We start from the raw sequence: 14984 nt of genomic DNA on the forward strand, positions 1-14984 counted from the left end.
AAATATGCAAATGCAATAATTATAATCGTTCTGAAAAGCGCTATTGACACAGTTTAGAATTGGAAAATATGCTGATGCAAATGAATTGATATTCCGGCGAACGGAAAAGGGGAATTGTCATGGCGGAGCGCTCATTCGCCCGTGAGGTCGAGGATCTGAAGCTCGGCGAAGGCGATATTTTCAGTGGCGAGGGCATTCTCGCCATCACCAAGGCGCTGTTGCAGTCAGGCGTGTCCTATGTCGGCGGCTATCAGGGCTCGCCGATTTCGCATCTTATGGACGTTCTCGCCGATGCGAAGGACGTGATGGAAGATCTCGGCGTCCATTTCGAATCGTCCGCATCGGAAGCTGCGGCTGCGGCCATGCTTTCCGCTTCCGTGATGTATCCGGTGCGCGGCGCAGTAACGTGGAAATCGACGGCTGGCACCAATGTCGCCTCCGACGCCCTGTCCAACCTTGCCTCCGGCGGGGTGACTGGTGGCGCGCTGGTCATTATCGGCGAGGATTACGGCGAAGGTTCCTCCATCATGCAGGAGCGCAGCCACGCCTATGCGATGAAATCACAAATGTGGCTTTTGACGCCACGGCCCAATCTGCCTTCGATCGTGGAAGCCGTTGAAAAAGGCTTCGAACTGTCGGAAGCCTCCAACACGCCGGTCATGTTGCAGGTGGGCATTCGCAGCTGCCATGTGCATGGTCAGTTTGTGGCGAAGGATAACAAGCGGCCCGCCCACACGCTGGCCGAAGCGCTGGAAAATCCAAGGCGCGATGTGAACCGCATCGTCCTGCCGCCTGCATCTTTCCTGCACGAGAAGGAAAAGCTCGAAAAGCGCTGGCCCGCAGCCGTCGAGTTTGTCAAAGCCAATCGTCTCAATGAATATTTCGGTCCGCAAGAGGGCGATGTCGGCATCATCCTTCAAGGTGGGCTTTACAACAGCGCTATGCGCGCCTTGCAGCAAATGGGGCTGGCCGATGTTTACGGCGAAAGCCGCGTTCCGCTCTATGTGATGAATGTCGCCTATCCGATGATAGACGATGAAGTCATCGACTTCGTCGCCGGCAAAAAAGCCGTGGTGATGCTGGAGGAGGGCGCGCCTGAATATATAGAGCAGGCGCTGCATACGCTGCTGCGCCGCCGTGATATCCAGACGAAACTGTCCGGCAAGGATGTGCTGCCGCTGGGCGGCGAATACACAACGCCCGTGCTTTTGAAGGGCCTGACGGCATTCTTTGATGCGCATGCGCCCCAATTGCTCGGCAACCGTCCGCCGCTGCCCGATCCATCGCCGGTTCTGGCTGATGAGCGCGTCAAGGCGCTGGCAGAAGTGGTGCCGCCGCGCCCCGCCGGTTTCTGCACCGGTTGCCCGGAGCGCCCGATCTTCGCCGCCATGAAGCTGGTGGAAAAGGAGCTGGGCGAGCATCACGTGTCTGCCGATATCGGCTGCCACCTCTTTTCCATTCTGCCGCCGTTCAATCTCGGTGGCACGACCATGGGTTATGGCCTTGGCCCGGCCTCGGCTTCCGCTTTCAATGTGCCTGCGGGCAAACGCTCCATTTCGGTGATGGGCGATGGCGGTTTCTGGCACAACGGTCTCGCCACTTCAGTCGGCAATGCCGTTTTCAACAAGCAGGATGGCGTCATCCTTGTGGTCGACAATTACTATTCGTCGGCGACGGGCGGTCAGGATGTGATGTCCTCCAGAGCGATCAATCCGCGCCGCAAGACCAACAATTCCATCGTCGATGCAGTCAAGGGAATTGGTGCGGGCTGGGTTCGCCAGATCGACCACACCTATGACGTTGCCAAGATGCGCGACACGCTGAAGGAAGCGCTGACGACGGAAGAAAAAGGCCCGAAGATCATCGTGGCGTCGTCGGAATGCATGCTCAACAAGCAGCGCCGCGTGAAGCCGCAATTCGCCAAGGCCGTCAAGGACGGCAAGCGGATGGTCAAGCAGCGTTTCGGCGTCGATGAAGATGTCTGCACCGGCGATCACGCCTGTATCCGCCTGTCGGGTTGCCCGTCGCTTTCGGTGAAGCATACCGACGATCCGCTGAAGGACGATCCGGTCGCGGCCATCGACAATTCCTGCGTCGGTTGCGGCAATTGCGGTGAAGTTTCGGAAGCGGCGGTTCTGTGCCCGTCCTTCTATCGCGCCGACGTCATTCACAATCCAACGGGTTGGGACAAGTTCATGCATCGCCTGCGCTCCGGTGTCATTGGCTGGCTGCAAAAGCGCCGCCGCGCGTCGCGCATAGTCTTTGCGGATTGAGGAACAGGCCATGGCCACACTGAATGCATCGCCGTCCGCTCTTCTTTCGCAGGACAAACCACTGTCAATTGCCATCCTCGCCATGGGTGGTCAGGGCGGCGGCGTTCTGGCCGACTGGGTCGTTGCGCTGGCGGAAACCAATGGCTGGGTCGCGCAGACAACTTCCGTGCCCGGCGTGGCGCAGAGAACCGGTGCGACGATCTATTATCTCGAACTGTTGCGGGCCCGCGAAGGGGCGCATCCGATCCTGTCGCTGATGCCGACGCCGGGCGACGTCGATATCGTCATTGCGGCTGAACTGATGGAAGCGGGGCGCTCGGTTCTGCGCGGTCTCGTGACGCCAGACAAGACCTTGCTGATCACCTCCACCCATCGCTCCTTTGCGGTGGGCGAAAAGGAAAAGCCGGGCGATGGCATCGGCAATCCGGTGGTCGTCGAGGACGCAACAGCCTTTGCCGCGCGCAAGACCATCGCCTTTGACATGGAAGCGCTGGCAACGAAAAGCGGCAGCGTGGTGTCTTCAGCTCTGTTCGGCGCGCTTGCCGCTTCCGGCGCTTTGCCCTTCGACAAAGCCGCCTTTGAAACGACGATCAAGTCTGGCGGCAAAGGCATAGAGGCCAGTCTCAGAGCTTTTGAAGCTGCCTATCAGCGCGCGCTTGGCGGCGCGAATGACAAGCTAGCGGCAACGCCCGCAAAGCGGCTCGACCCTCTGCCCGAACGGTCCGATCATCCAGCGCTGGATAGGCTTATCCAGCGCATTCGCAGCGAGTTTCCGGGTGAATGCCATCCGATGTTTTTCGCAGGCATCAAGAAACTGACCGAGTTTCAGGACCCGGCCTATGCGGATGAATATTTGACCCGCTGCGCCGCCTTGCTCAAGGCCGATCGCGATAATGGCGGTGCGGCGCATGGTTTTGCCTTCACCGAACAGGCGGCAAAATATGTCGCTGTCGCCATGGCTTATGACGATGTGGTCCGGGTGGCGGATATCAAGGTGCGCGGCTCGCGGTTCGAGCGGGTGCGCAAGGAAATCGGCCTCAAGAAGGACCAGATCGCCTATACGACCGAATATATGCACCCGCGCATGGAAGAAGTGTGCGGCACCTTGCCGAAAGGCATCGGCGCATGGATTGAAAATCGCCCCAAACTCTTCGCATGGCTCGACAAGCGTGTCAGCAAGGGTCGCCGGGTAAACACGGGAACGCTGTTCTGGTTCACCGGGCTTTATGTCGTTTCGGGCCTGCGTCGTTTCCGGCGCGGCAGCCTGCGCCATCAGCGTGAGGTCGAACATCGTGAAGCCTGGCTGGCACAGGCGCTGGCTGTCTTGCCCAAGAACTATGATCTCGCGGTCGAGGTTCTTGGTTGCCGTCGTCTGGTCAAGGGCTACTCCGATACGCATTCGCGTGGCCTGTCGAAATTTGACCGTGTCCTATCCGCCTTGCCTGTTCTGACTGAGCGGGACGACGGCGCGGCCTGGCTCCGGCGTCTGCGGCAAGCCGCCCTGCTGGACGAACAGGGCATCGCGCTCGATGGCGCGCTGAAGACAATCGCGACGCTCTGACAAAGAGCGCGCCTCTCCAATTCAAAATAAAAGGGGAAAGCTATGTCTCAAGCCCAGAGCATAGACGCGCCGGCTGTTGCCGGAAAGGAAATATCGGCAGGCAAAAGCCTGCTCGTCGTCGGCCTGTGCTGGCTCGCGATTTTCGCGGAAGGCTATGATGTCGGTGTCATCGGGGCCATTCTGCCCGCCTTGTCGGTCGATCCGGTCTGGCAACTAACGCCGATAGAGCTTGGCGCCATCGGCAGTTACACGGTGATCGGCATGCTGATCGGCGGCATTCTTGCTGGTACGTTGAGCGAGCTTCATGGACGCAAACCGCTGTTCATCGCCTGCATCACCCTGTTTTCGCTGTGCATGATCGTCAGCGCCATGGCGCCGTCCCCGTTCATCTTCGGATTGAGCCGGTTCATTTCGGGCATCGGTCTTGGCGGGATTATTCCGGTCGCAGCCGCGCTGACAGTGGAATATTCCCCGATCAAGAAGAAGAGCTTCAACTACGGTCTCATGTATTCGGGCTATTCAATGGGATTGCTTGCCGCAGCCTTGTGCGGTCGCGGTTTTCTTGAAGCGCATGGCTGGCGCACCATCGTGCTGATCGGCGCCATCCCGCTGCTGTTTGTCCCGATCTTCCTCGCATTCCTGCCTGAAAGCGTGGAATCGCTAGTCCAGCGCGGCAAGCACGATGCGGCCCGCAAGACGGCGGTACGCATGGGCGTCGGCGTTCCGGCGGCGATTGTCCGCAAGCATGGCAAGGTTGGCTGGCGCACGGTGTTCGGTGAAATCTTCTCCCCGAAAAAGGCGTTCGAAACCGCCTGCTTCTGGATCGCGCTCTTCATGGGTCTGCTGCTGGTTTATGGCCTCGCACAATGGCTGCCGCAGATCATGCGCAAGAACGGTTACGACCTCGGCAACAGCCTGCTGTTCCTCGCAGTCTTCAGTCTCAGCTCGGCAATCGGCGGTATTGTGCTTGGCACTTGGGCGGATCGCTTCGGTGTGCGCCGCACGGTCGCCTGTTCCTATGCGCTGGGTGCGCTCGGCATTGTGGCGCTTGCCTTCAAGGGTTCGTTGCTGATGAATTATGTGTTCGTGGCCATTGCCGGTTTCGGAACCGTTTCCGCGTCGCTGGTTCTCACCGGCTTCCTGGCCCAGCGCCTCGATTCCTCGATCCGGTCGGCCGGTACCGGCTGGGCATTGAGCTTTTCCCGTATCGGCGCCCTGTCGGGCCCGCTTCTCGGTGGACTGATCGCCAGCCTCAATGTCGGTCCGCAGTGGAACTTCTACATCTTTGCCATCGTCGCCGCTCTGGCCGCAGTGGCAACCGCGCTGATCCCGTCGCGTTCGACGGATTGATCGTCTGAAATGCCGGTTCGCCCAGGGCGGGCCGGCATCAAACTTCGTTTTTACGGATGTTTCGCAGCATTTTCTGCAAAGTGCCGACAAAGGCGCGATGTTCGTCCTCATCGATGCCTTCGAACAATTGCAGCAGCAGGTCGTACATCGCGGGCCAGGCTTCATTGAAGACGTTTCGGCCTTCTTCCGTCAGCGAGATGTCACGGATGCGCATGTCTTCGGCGCGGGCCTGTCGGCGGATGTAACCCTGCTCTTCAAGCGAATCCAGTGTGCGGCTCATCGTGGATTGCTCGGTAACGGTAAAGACCGCCAGTTCGTTGATCGTCGCGGAAGGCGTGACGCTCAAAACCGCCAGCGTTCGCAATTTCACCGTCGAGATCTGGCGATCTTTGAGCGATTCCGCGAGATTGGCATTATAGCGCGCCATTAGACGGTTCATCAGGTAGGGCGCAAAGCTGTTCAGGCCGATCTCGCCCAGCGAACGGGCGGGGTTATCCTCCTGATGCTCGGAAGCCAGAACCGTACCTGAGAAGCGTTCCTCCATGAATTCCCTCGTCATAGATCATGGTTGCAACAGTCATGCGCCGGATGCATTTTGGCATCAGGCGCAACAAGGCGCTCTCATCGGTGTTAATATCGGTTGCGGAAAGATGCCAGTGAAAAGCGAGCCTGAAACGACAATCGCATCGACCTTCCCGCCCAGATCTCTGAAAACACCGCCGGTTTGGCCGTCGGATCGCAGGTTGGTGTCAGGGGCAGAGAAATTGGACGGCGCGGCTTTCGGGATCGCAAAGCGTATCGATCACATTGCAATGATGCGTGCCGTCGATTTCCCAGGCGCTGGTCTCGATCCCCAATCCGTACCAGATGTTTGCCAGCAGCGCATTTTGCCGCCTGAATTCCATCAGCTCGTCGCCGCCGACACAGCAATGCACGGCGATGTCCGTACGCGGGCGCTGGAGAGCGGCGCTTTCCGCGACAGCTTCCGCGGCATCCATATGGAAAATATCGTTCATTGCGGTCTTGAGCAGCGGGCGCAGATCATGCAGCCCGCTGATGGAAAGGACACCTTTGATCCGCTCAGCCGTTGCGGCGGCTATGGGCGCGTTTTCGCAGGCCATGCGGCTGACCAGATGGCCGCCTGCGGAATGGCCGGTCAAGGCAATGTCGCCGTCCACTTCCTGCGCCAGATGGTCGAGGAAGCGACCGATTTCCAGCGTGATGCCGGAAATCCGCACTTCGGGGCAGAGCGTATAGCTTGGCATGGCCACGCGATAACCGCGCGCAAGCGCGCCTTGCGCCAGATGCGACCAGAAACTTTTATCCAACCCCTTCCAATAGCCGCCATGGACGTAAACAACGGTGCCCTTGGCCGAGCCGTCCGGCAGGAAAAGATCGTAGTGGTTGCGTGCGCCGTCGCCATAGGCAATGTCGGGTATCAAACGGCCCTGATCGCGCATTTTTTCGCGAAAGCTGGAGGCCAGTTCCGTCCAGCGCGGCGGATAGCTGGCGGAATCGCTGATAGCTTTCATATTGTCATAGGCGGTATCGAAGTCGTGAAGCACTGAATTCTCCTGCATATCCATGCGCAAGCCGCGTCAGGCGCGGGCTTCGCTAGCCGCCTGCGCACGCAGGGCGGATCGCTGCAATTTTCCGGATTCCGTCTTGGGCAGGCTGGAAACCCAGCATATCACGCGCGGATATTTATAAGGCGCGAGTTCGCTTTTGACATGGCTTTGCAGAGTTTCCTGCAAGTTCTGGTCGCCATTATAGCCCTCGTTCAGCACCACATAGGCTTTTACGATGCAGCCCCGTTCGTCATCGGGCGCTGCCACCACGCCGCATTCCGCCACGGCCGGATGCGCGAGCAGGCTGGCCTCGACCTCCGGTCCGGCAATGTTGTATCCGGCGGAAACGATCATGTCGTCATTGCGCGCCTGATACCAGAAATAGCCGTCCTCATCCATGACATAGGTATCGCCGGTGATGTTCCAGCCATTCTCCACATATTTGGTCTGGCGCGGGTCGGCCAGATATTTGCAGCCGAGTGGCCCGCGAACGGCAAGGCGTCCGGGCGTGCCGGGCGCGCATTCCTGCCCGTTGTCATCGATCACGCGCGCTTCATAGCCGGGGATTGGCTTGCCAGTCGCGCCGGGGCGAATATCCTTTTCCGGCGCGGAGATGAAGATATGCAGCATTTCCGTGGCACCGATGCCGTCCGCCAGCGAAAGCCCGGTCGCGCGTTTCCACGCTTCGAAAGTGGGGAGCGGGAGGGCCTCACCGGCTGAAACACATTTGCGCAGCGAGGACAGATCATATTGATCAATTTTCGAAAGCATGGCGCGGTAAGCGGTCGGCGCGGTGAAACAGACAGTCGGCTTATATTCGCCGATGGCGAGCGCCAGATCATGCGGTGCGGTCTTTGCCGGAAGCACTGTGGAAGCGCCAATTCGGAACGGAAACAGGACCAGCCCGCCAAGACCGAAAGTGAAAGCCAGTGGCGGCGAGCCAATGAAGATGTCGTCTTCAGTCGCGTCCAGAATGTGATGCGCATAGCAGTCACAAACGATCAGCAGGTCGCGGTGGAAATGGATGGTCGCCTTCGGCAGGCCAGTGGTGCCGGATGTAAAACCGAGCAGGCAAGGATCATCGCCGCGTGTCGCGACCGCCTCGAAATCGCTGGATGCATCGGCCAGCAATGCGCCAAGTTCTCCGCCTGCATTGCCTTCCCATGTCACCAATGTTTTGACGAAACCTGTCTGCGCCACAGCATTTTGCATTTCGCCGATCAGAGCATGATCGCAAAAGGCAATGCTGATTTCGGCCTTGTCGATGATCTGGACCAGCTCGCGGGCGCGCAACAGCGGCATGGTCGCGACCACAACGCCGCCTGCCTTGATGATCGCCAGATAGAGCGCAATCTTGGTCGGGTTATTGCCCGAGCGAATCATCACGCGATTGCCGGGTTTCATGCCAAGCTTGTCGGTCAGCACATTGGCGATCTTGTTGATCATCGCGGCAAGATCGCGATAGGTCCAGCGCACGCCCGGTGCCTGCAAGGCGATGCGGTCGCCTCTCCCGTTTGCCAGATGGGCGTCCACCAGCTCGGTGGTCGCGTTCAGCTGTTCCGGGTAACCGAGTTCTTCAAGGTTGATGATATCCGGTAGAAGTTCCGCAGCCGGGAGATTATCCAGAACGAATGTGTCCACATGAGCGCTGGGGTGCATGCTCGTCTCCTGTAATGCCAGTAATTTGCGTTCGATTGCATGGTCAAACGTGCAAGTAACGTTCCTTGATGTCCGGGGTGTTCAAAAGGGCGGCGTTGTCGCCGCTCCACACCACACGGCCTTTCTCGATGACCACGTGACGGTCGGCAAAGCGCGCCAGCGCATCGACATTCTTGTCGATGACGAGGATCGCTTCGCCCTCATCCTTGATGTTGCGCAGGCAGGACCAGATTTCTTCGCGCATCAGCGGCGACAGGCCTTCCGTCGCTTCGTCCAGCACAACCATTTTCGGATTGGTCATCAGGGCGCGACCGACCGCCAGCATCTGCTGCTCGCCGCCGGAAAGCTGGTTGCCCATATTGCGCCGTCGTTCTTTCAGGCGTGGAAACATCCGGTAGATGCTCTCCAGCGACCATTTGCAGGAGCGCGCATCCGCGCGCCGGGTGGCCAGTAGGTTTTCCTCGACACTGAGCGTCGGGAATATCTGCCGTCCCTCCGGGACCAGCCCTAGCCCCTCGCGGGCTATCGCATGGGGCGGCTTGCCGGTCACGTCATGACCATTGACGATGACCTTGCCGCCCTTGGGCGGCAGCAAGCCGAAGATCGACTTGATGGTTGTCGTCTTGCCCATGCCGTTTCTGCCGAGAATGGTAACGACCTCTCCCGCGCCGACTTCAAAATCGATGCCAAAGAGAATGCGGGACTGGCCATAGGCGTTCTGAAGCCCTTCAACTTTCAGCATCAGGCGGCCTCCTCTTCACCGAGATAGGCGGCGCGTACGTCCGGGTCGGAGCGTACGGCGGCGGGTGTTCCCGATGCGATGACGCGCCCGTAGACAAGCACGCTCACCTGATCAGCCAGCGAGAAAACGGCATCCATGTCATGCTCGATCAAAACCAGCGTGTGGGTCTGGCGCAGGGAGCGCATCAATTCGACCAGCACCACGGATTCCTCGTGGCTGGTGCCAGCCAGTGGCTCGTCGAGTAGCAACATCTGCGCTTTGGTGGCAAGCGCGATGGCAATCTCTAGCTGGCGCTTTTCGCCATGCGACAGCGCTCCGGCCCGGCGATGGGCGCGGTCGTCCAGCCGCACGCGGGCAAGTGCCGCCATGGCTTGCTCGTTGATTTCGGCCTCCTTGCTCGCCGCCCGAAAGAAGCGGAAGCTTGAGCCTGATCGCGCCTGAACGGCCAGCGCAACATTGTCCAGCACGCTGAAACCTTCCAGAACCGAGGTGATCTGAAAGGAGCGCGCAAGGCCCAAGTGAACACGCGCGGGCATGGCCAGACCGGAAATGTCGCGACCATCAAAGACGACCGAGCCACGGTCACTTTTCAGATTGCCCGAAAGCTGATGGATCAGCGTCGTCTTGCCAGCACCGTTCGGGCCGATCAGCGCGTGAATTTCGCCGCGTTTGACGGTGAGATTGACGCCGTCCGTCACCTTGAGCGCGCCGAAGCTCTTGTGCAGGTCATGGACCTGAAGCAGTTCATCCGACATCGGAACCTCCACGCAGCTTGCGGATCAAGCCGCCAATACCGTCGCGGCTGAAAAGCACGACGAGGACGAGGAAAAGGCCGAGACCGAGTTTCCAATGCTCGGAGAAATGCGCCAGCACTTCTTCCAGTACGATGAAGGCGGTTGCGCCGAGGACTGGGCCAATCAGCGTGCCCATGCCACCCAGCACGACCATGACGATCAGTTCGCCGGAGCGCTGCCAGCTCATGAAAGCAGGTGAAACGAACTGGATCTGGTTGGCGAGCAGCACACCGGCAATCGCCGCCGCCACACCGGCAATCACATAGGCGGTGAGCTGAAACGAGAAGGGCGAGAAGCCGATGGCGCGCATGCGCACCGGATTATCCCGCGTTCCGCGCAACACACGACCGAACCGGGAATGCACCAGCATACGGAAGGTGAGAAACGCACCGACCAGCAGCGCCAGCACGAAATAGAACAGCACCAGATTGCTGGAAAGCAGCGTATTGCCGAACAGCGTGGAACGGGTCGACAGCGTCATGCCGTCGTCGCCGCCAAAGGCCGATAGGGAAACCATGAAGAAGAAAGCCATCTGACCAAAGGCCAGCGTGATCATGATAAAATAAACGCCGTTGGTTCGAAGCGAAATATAGCCCGTGACGAGCGCGAAGAGCGCTGCGACAATGATGGCCGCGACCAGCTGCAAGATCAGATCGTCAATGCCATAGCTGGACAGGATGCCGACTGCATAAGCGCCGATCCCGATATAGGCCGCATGACCAAAGGAAACGAGCGCGCCGTAACCCATGATGAAGTTGAGCGAAAGTGCGGCCAGCGCAAAGATCATGATGCGGGTCACGATTACGAGGAGGAAACTGTCGCCGAGAACGGAGGCGAGAAGCGGAACCACGGCGAAGGCGGCAAAGACCAGCCACGGGCCTGCATCCAGCAAGGGCGAGGTCGGGCGCTTTGCCTTTTCCGGCATGGCGGTATCGCGGGTGCTGTTGTGGGTAATCTCGCTCATCGCGTCCCTCCCTGTGCCGGGAAGAGCCCAGTCGGGCGGAAATAGAGCACGGCCGCCATCAGAATATAGGTGAGCATCGGCACCAGCGTGCGGCCCATTTGCGAGGCTGCGGCGGGGTCGAGCAGATTGCGCAGCAGCATCGGTCCGAAGGTGCGGCCAAGCGTATCGACGAGGCCGACAGTGATGGCCGCAACAAAAGCGCCACGCACGGAGCCGACGCCGCCAATCACGATGACGACGAAGGTGAGGATCAGAATGGAATCGCCCATGCCGGGATCAACCGAGAGGATGGGCGAGACCATGCCGCCAGCAAAGCCTGCAAGCATTGCGCCCAATCCGAACACCACCATGAACAGGCGGCGGATATTGATGCCAAGAGCCGAAACCATGTCGCCATTGGTGGCACCGGCGCGCAGCAGCATGCCGATGCGCGTGTGATTGACGAGGACATAGAGACCAGCCGCTGTGAGAAGGCCAGCCGCGATGATCAGGAGGCGATAGACGGGATAGCGCAGGTTTCCAAAAAGCTGGATGGAACCGGAGAGCGATTCCGGCATCGGCACGCTGAGCGGCGCTGCACCCCAGATGATCTTCACCAGTTCATTCACGATCAGGATCAGCCCGAAGGTCGCCAGAACCTGATCGAGATGGCTTCGTTCATATAATCGTCGAAAGACCAGCACTTCCAGCACGATGCCGATGACAAGCGTGACGGGAAGCGCGATCAAAATACCGTAGAAGAAGCTGCCGGTCATGGCAGTGAAACTCGCGGTCAGATAAGCGCCGACCATATAAAGCACGCCATGCGCCAGATTGATCAGGTCCATGACGCCGAAGATCAGCGTCAGCCCGGCGGCGACGAGAAAGAGCAAAATGCCGAACTGAATCCCGTTAAGGGATTGCAGTAGAAAAAGATTGAGCATGGGGGATGTCCGGAACTCGTTGTACTGAAGCCCGGTTCACGCCAGACGGGCTGGCGTGACCTGTTTCAGACTTGGAAATTGAGAAGACTGGGCTCATCGGAGCGCCCTTCTTCCACCGGGTTACATCTTGCATTCAGCTGCGTAATTGTCCTTGTAGTCGTTGAAGACCGTTTCAACGTAGGACGTGGCGAACTGGCCGTCATCGCGCTTGACGACTTTGGTCAGGTAGAAATTCTGGATCGGAAAGTGGTTGTCGCCAAAGCTGAATTCACCGCGTGGCGAGGTGAATTTCGCGTCTTTCATGGCGGCGCGCAACGCGTCCTTGTCGGTGATATTGCCGTTGACCTGCTTGACGGCCGCGTCGATCAGCATGGCGGCGTCATAGGCCTGCACGGCATAGGTTGCCGGAACGCGCTTGAACTTGGCCTCATAGGCCGTGGCGAATTCCTTGGCGGGTGCGGAATCGAGATCCGGCGCCCAGTTCGAACCGGCGAAGAAGCCAACCGCTGCGTCCTGCTGTGCGGGCAGGGTCGTTTCATCCACGGTGAAAGCGGAGAGGAACGGCGTGCCTTCAAGACCAGCCTGACGATATTGCTTGACGAAATTCACGCCCATGCCGCCGGGCAGGAAAGCATAGACCGCATCCGGCTGTTCAGCGGCGATCTGCGCCAGTTCTGCCGAATAGTCGAGCTGGCCGAGCGGCACATAGATTTCCTGCGCGACTTCGTTCTTGTAGGAATGCTTGAAACCGGCCAGCGCGTCCTTGCCCGCCTGATAGTTCGGGGCGATCAGGAAAACGCGCTTGTAGTTCTGCTTTTCGGCATATTTGCCGGAAACTTCATGCATCTGGTCGTTCTGATAGGAGGTGACGAACAGATTGGCGTTGCAATCCTTGCCAGCCAGATTGGATGTGCCTGCATTGGTCGAGATCAGGAACGCGCCGGAATCGGTCGCAGGCTTGACGATGGCGTTCAGCACGTTGGAGAAAATCGGCCCGACCACAAAATCCACCTTGTCGCGCTGGATCATCTGCTGGACCTTGTTGACGCCGATATCCGGCTTCTGTTCATCGTCCTGAATGATGATTTCCGCATCGAGGCCGCCGAGCTTGTTGCCGAGCTTCTCCATGGCAAGCAGGAAGCCGTCGCGGGATTGTTCGCCCAAAAGGGCGGACGGTCCGCTGAGCGTATAGATCAAACCGATCTTGATCTTGCCGTCTTCGGCCTGCGCGGTTCCGGTTAGCATGGTTGCGGCGAGCAGCGCGAAAGCCGCTTTCGTCGAAATTTTCATAGTTCCACCTCGATTGCAGATTTTTGCTTTGTTTTCTTATTCTTTCGCATTGTCCGATGCTGGAAATGCTTATTACCCGGCAGATGTACTCCCATACCTCTGCCGGGCGGATGCATTATTCTGCTGGCGCAGGCAAAAATTCAACCTCATGTGCCGGTGCAACGCGAACTATTTCGGCAGGATCACCGACATTGTTGATGCGAACGAACAAATCCCAGAGCTTCGCAGTGGGCGAAACCCAGAAAACGCACTTCACCGGCTGTTCGGTCTTGTTGAAAATGCCATGCGACACGTTGCGCGGCAGGCAGACGAGATCGCCAGCCTCTGCAACGGCTTCCTTGCCGTCGAGAAGCAGGTCGAATCGTCCCTCCAGCACATAGATGAATTCTTCCTGGGTGGTGTGGATATGCGGCGGAACGAAGGTGCCGGGAGGAAAGGTTGCATGCCACGACATGGAGCTTTCGCAGACATGCTTGGGTACATAGGTCTGGCCCAGGATGTGCCAGACAACACCGTCCACGGAGGAGCCGGATTTGGTCACGCCAGCTGGAAGATCAGTCACTCTCATTCCCTTTCACAATAATTACAGATGTGAGTTTTCAGGCGGTCGCCCGGGTCATTTCCCGGTTGACCTGCTGCGTTGAAAAGCCAGCCTTTGCGGCATAGCCGCGAACGATCGCCTCGCGCTCGGCAAAGCTGATGACGCCATCCAGATCGGCAACGCCAGACGGTGCGCGGCGTTCGACCTCATCGATGACGCCTTCAGGGCCGCCCAGCCTGTTAAGCCGGACGATTTCCGCCGTCGCGGGCAGGCGGATGGCCTGATAGGCGGCAAGTGCTGCGCGGCCATGTTCGGCGGAGGCCAGATGATCAGCCAGCGTACGGGCGTCGATGATCGCCTGACTGGCACCATTCGACCCCACCGGATACATCGGATGGGCGGCGTCGCCGATCAGCGCCACGCGGCCATCGGTCCACCAGCGGGCGGGGTCGCGGTCGCACATCGGATATTCGAAGAATGTATCGGTGGCGCGCACCAAAGCGGCGAGGTCCACGACATTGATGCCGAACTTTTCGACATGGGGCATCAGCTCTTCATGCGTGCCGCGACGGCTCCAGTCCTCGCGTTTCGGCGCGGGCGATCCATCGGCGCCGGGACGATAGGTGACGACCCAGTTGTTGAGAATCTTGCCGGGCGTGGTGCCTCTGGCAATTGGATAAAGCACCAGCTTATAGGTAAAACCGCCGGCAACGATCATGGTGCGACCGTCAAGGAACGGATCGCTTTCCACCGCGCCGCGCCACATCATGACGCCGTTCCATTTGAGACCGGCTTCGTTCGGGAACATCTGCTGCCGGATGACGGAGTGGATACCGTCCGCGCCGATGATGACATCGGCAGTTGCGGATGCGATTTTCGATCCTTCGGCAAAGTGAATGGTCGCCGAACCTTCATTCTGGGCATAGCCGACGCAGCGCTGGTTGGCGACGATGGCTTCTGGTCCAAGCCGCTCGATCACCGCGTCATAAAGCAGTTTCTGCAAATAGCCGCGATGGATGGAAAACTGCGGCACATCATAGCCTGCATCCATGCCGCGGGGTTCGCGCCAGATTTCCTGGCCCTGCCGTGTGGCGTAAATCAGCTCACGGGTGCGGATGCCCGTAGCGTCGAGCGCGGGCAGGAGGCCGATTTCGGCCAGTTCACGGATCGCGTGCGGAAGAACATTGATGCCAACGCCCAACTCGCGGACTTCTGGCGCTGCTTCGAAAATCTGGCAGTCAATGCCCCGTGCATGCAGCATCAGTGCCATTGTGAGGCCGCCAATGCCTCCTCCGACGATAATCGCTTTCATTCGCGGT

13 protein-coding genes are annotated in these 14984 nt (G+C 59.1%); 3 read left to right on the forward strand and 10 right to left on the reverse strand.

From position 1 onward, the window contains the following. The first annotated feature begins 119 nt into the window (after positions 1-119). From FIC94_RS09035 to FIC94_RS09045, 3 genes are read left to right on the forward strand one after another with little or no spacing between them, the layout of a single operon-like run. Positions 120-2273, forward strand: a complete 2154-nt coding sequence (locus FIC94_RS09035) for a ferredoxin family protein (protein WP_140024633.1) — start codon at positions 120-122, stop codon at positions 2271-2273. 10 nt (positions 2274-2283) lie between these two features. Beyond that, positions 2284-3834 carry an indolepyruvate oxidoreductase subunit beta family protein gene (locus FIC94_RS09040; protein ID WP_140024634.1) on the forward strand — a complete coding sequence of 517 codons (1551 nt, stop codon included), beginning with the start codon at positions 2284-2286 and terminating at the stop codon, positions 3832-3834. Positions 3835-3876: 42 nt separating this feature from the next. After that, the gene (locus FIC94_RS09045) at positions 3877-5184 is read left to right on the forward strand and encodes an MFS transporter (RefSeq protein WP_140024635.1); all 1308 of its coding nucleotides are present in this window, start codon (positions 3877-3879) and stop codon (positions 5182-5184) included. A gap of 37 nt (positions 5185-5221) precedes the next feature. On the opposite strand, the gene FIC94_RS09050 is transcribed toward FIC94_RS09045, so the two are convergent. The 10 genes from FIC94_RS09050 to FIC94_RS09095 form a co-directional block, all read right to left on the reverse strand. Continuing rightward, positions 5222-5728 (reverse strand): MarR family winged helix-turn-helix transcriptional regulator, encoded by a 507-nt coding sequence (locus FIC94_RS09050; RefSeq protein ID WP_140024636.1) that lies wholly within the window; start codon positions 5726-5728, stop codon positions 5222-5224. A gap of 205 nt (positions 5729-5933) precedes the next feature. Then, positions 5934-6749, reverse strand: coding sequence for a hormone-sensitive lipase (locus FIC94_RS09055; protein ID WP_140024637.1), 816 nt, complete (start codon positions 6747-6749; stop codon positions 5934-5936). A 33-nt stretch (positions 6750-6782) separates the two neighbouring features. Continuing rightward, on the reverse strand, positions 6783-8411 hold the full coding sequence (locus FIC94_RS09060; protein WP_140024638.1) for a benzoate-CoA ligase family protein: 1629 nt from the start codon (positions 8409-8411) through the stop codon (positions 6783-6785). Positions 8412-8454: 43 nt separating this feature from the next. Next, entirely contained in the window at positions 8455-9153 is a 699-nt protein-coding gene (locus FIC94_RS09065) for an ABC transporter ATP-binding protein (RefSeq protein WP_109366844.1), read from the reverse strand. Then, entirely contained in the window at positions 9153-9908 is a 756-nt protein-coding gene (locus FIC94_RS09070; protein ID WP_109366845.1) for an ABC transporter ATP-binding protein, read from the reverse strand. The genes FIC94_RS09065 and FIC94_RS09070 overlap by 1 nt, the downstream gene beginning before the upstream one ends. After that, positions 9898-10911, reverse strand: a complete 1014-nt coding sequence (locus FIC94_RS09075) for a branched-chain amino acid ABC transporter permease (protein ID WP_140024639.1) — start codon at positions 10909-10911, stop codon at positions 9898-9900. The genes FIC94_RS09070 and FIC94_RS09075 overlap by 11 nt, the downstream gene beginning before the upstream one ends. Continuing rightward, positions 10908-11834 carry a branched-chain amino acid ABC transporter permease gene (locus FIC94_RS09080; RefSeq protein ID WP_140024640.1) on the reverse strand — a complete coding sequence of 309 codons (927 nt, stop codon included), beginning with the start codon at positions 11832-11834 and terminating at the stop codon, positions 10908-10910. Before FIC94_RS09080 ends, FIC94_RS09075 begins: the two co-directional genes overlap by 4 nt. A 120-nt stretch (positions 11835-11954) precedes the next feature. After that, positions 11955-13124, reverse strand: coding sequence for an ABC transporter substrate-binding protein (locus FIC94_RS09085; protein ID WP_140024641.1), 1170 nt, complete (start codon positions 13122-13124; stop codon positions 11955-11957). Between the two features lie 115 nt (positions 13125-13239). Beyond that, a complete protein-coding gene (locus tag FIC94_RS09090) occupies positions 13240-13686 on the reverse strand; it encodes a cupin domain-containing protein (protein WP_109367937.1) in 447 nt (148 codons plus the stop codon). Between the two features lie 37 nt (positions 13687-13723). Then, complete coding sequence (locus FIC94_RS09095; protein WP_109366849.1) at positions 13724-14977, reverse strand: flavin-dependent oxidoreductase; 1254 nt, start codon at positions 14975-14977, stop codon at positions 13724-13726. Between the last annotated feature and the right edge of the window lie 7 nt (positions 14978-14984).

It is taken from the genome of Ochrobactrum teleogrylli, assembly GCF_006376685.1.
Taxonomy (GTDB): Bacteria; Pseudomonadota; Alphaproteobacteria; order Rhizobiales; family Rhizobiaceae; genus Brucella; species Brucella teleogrylli.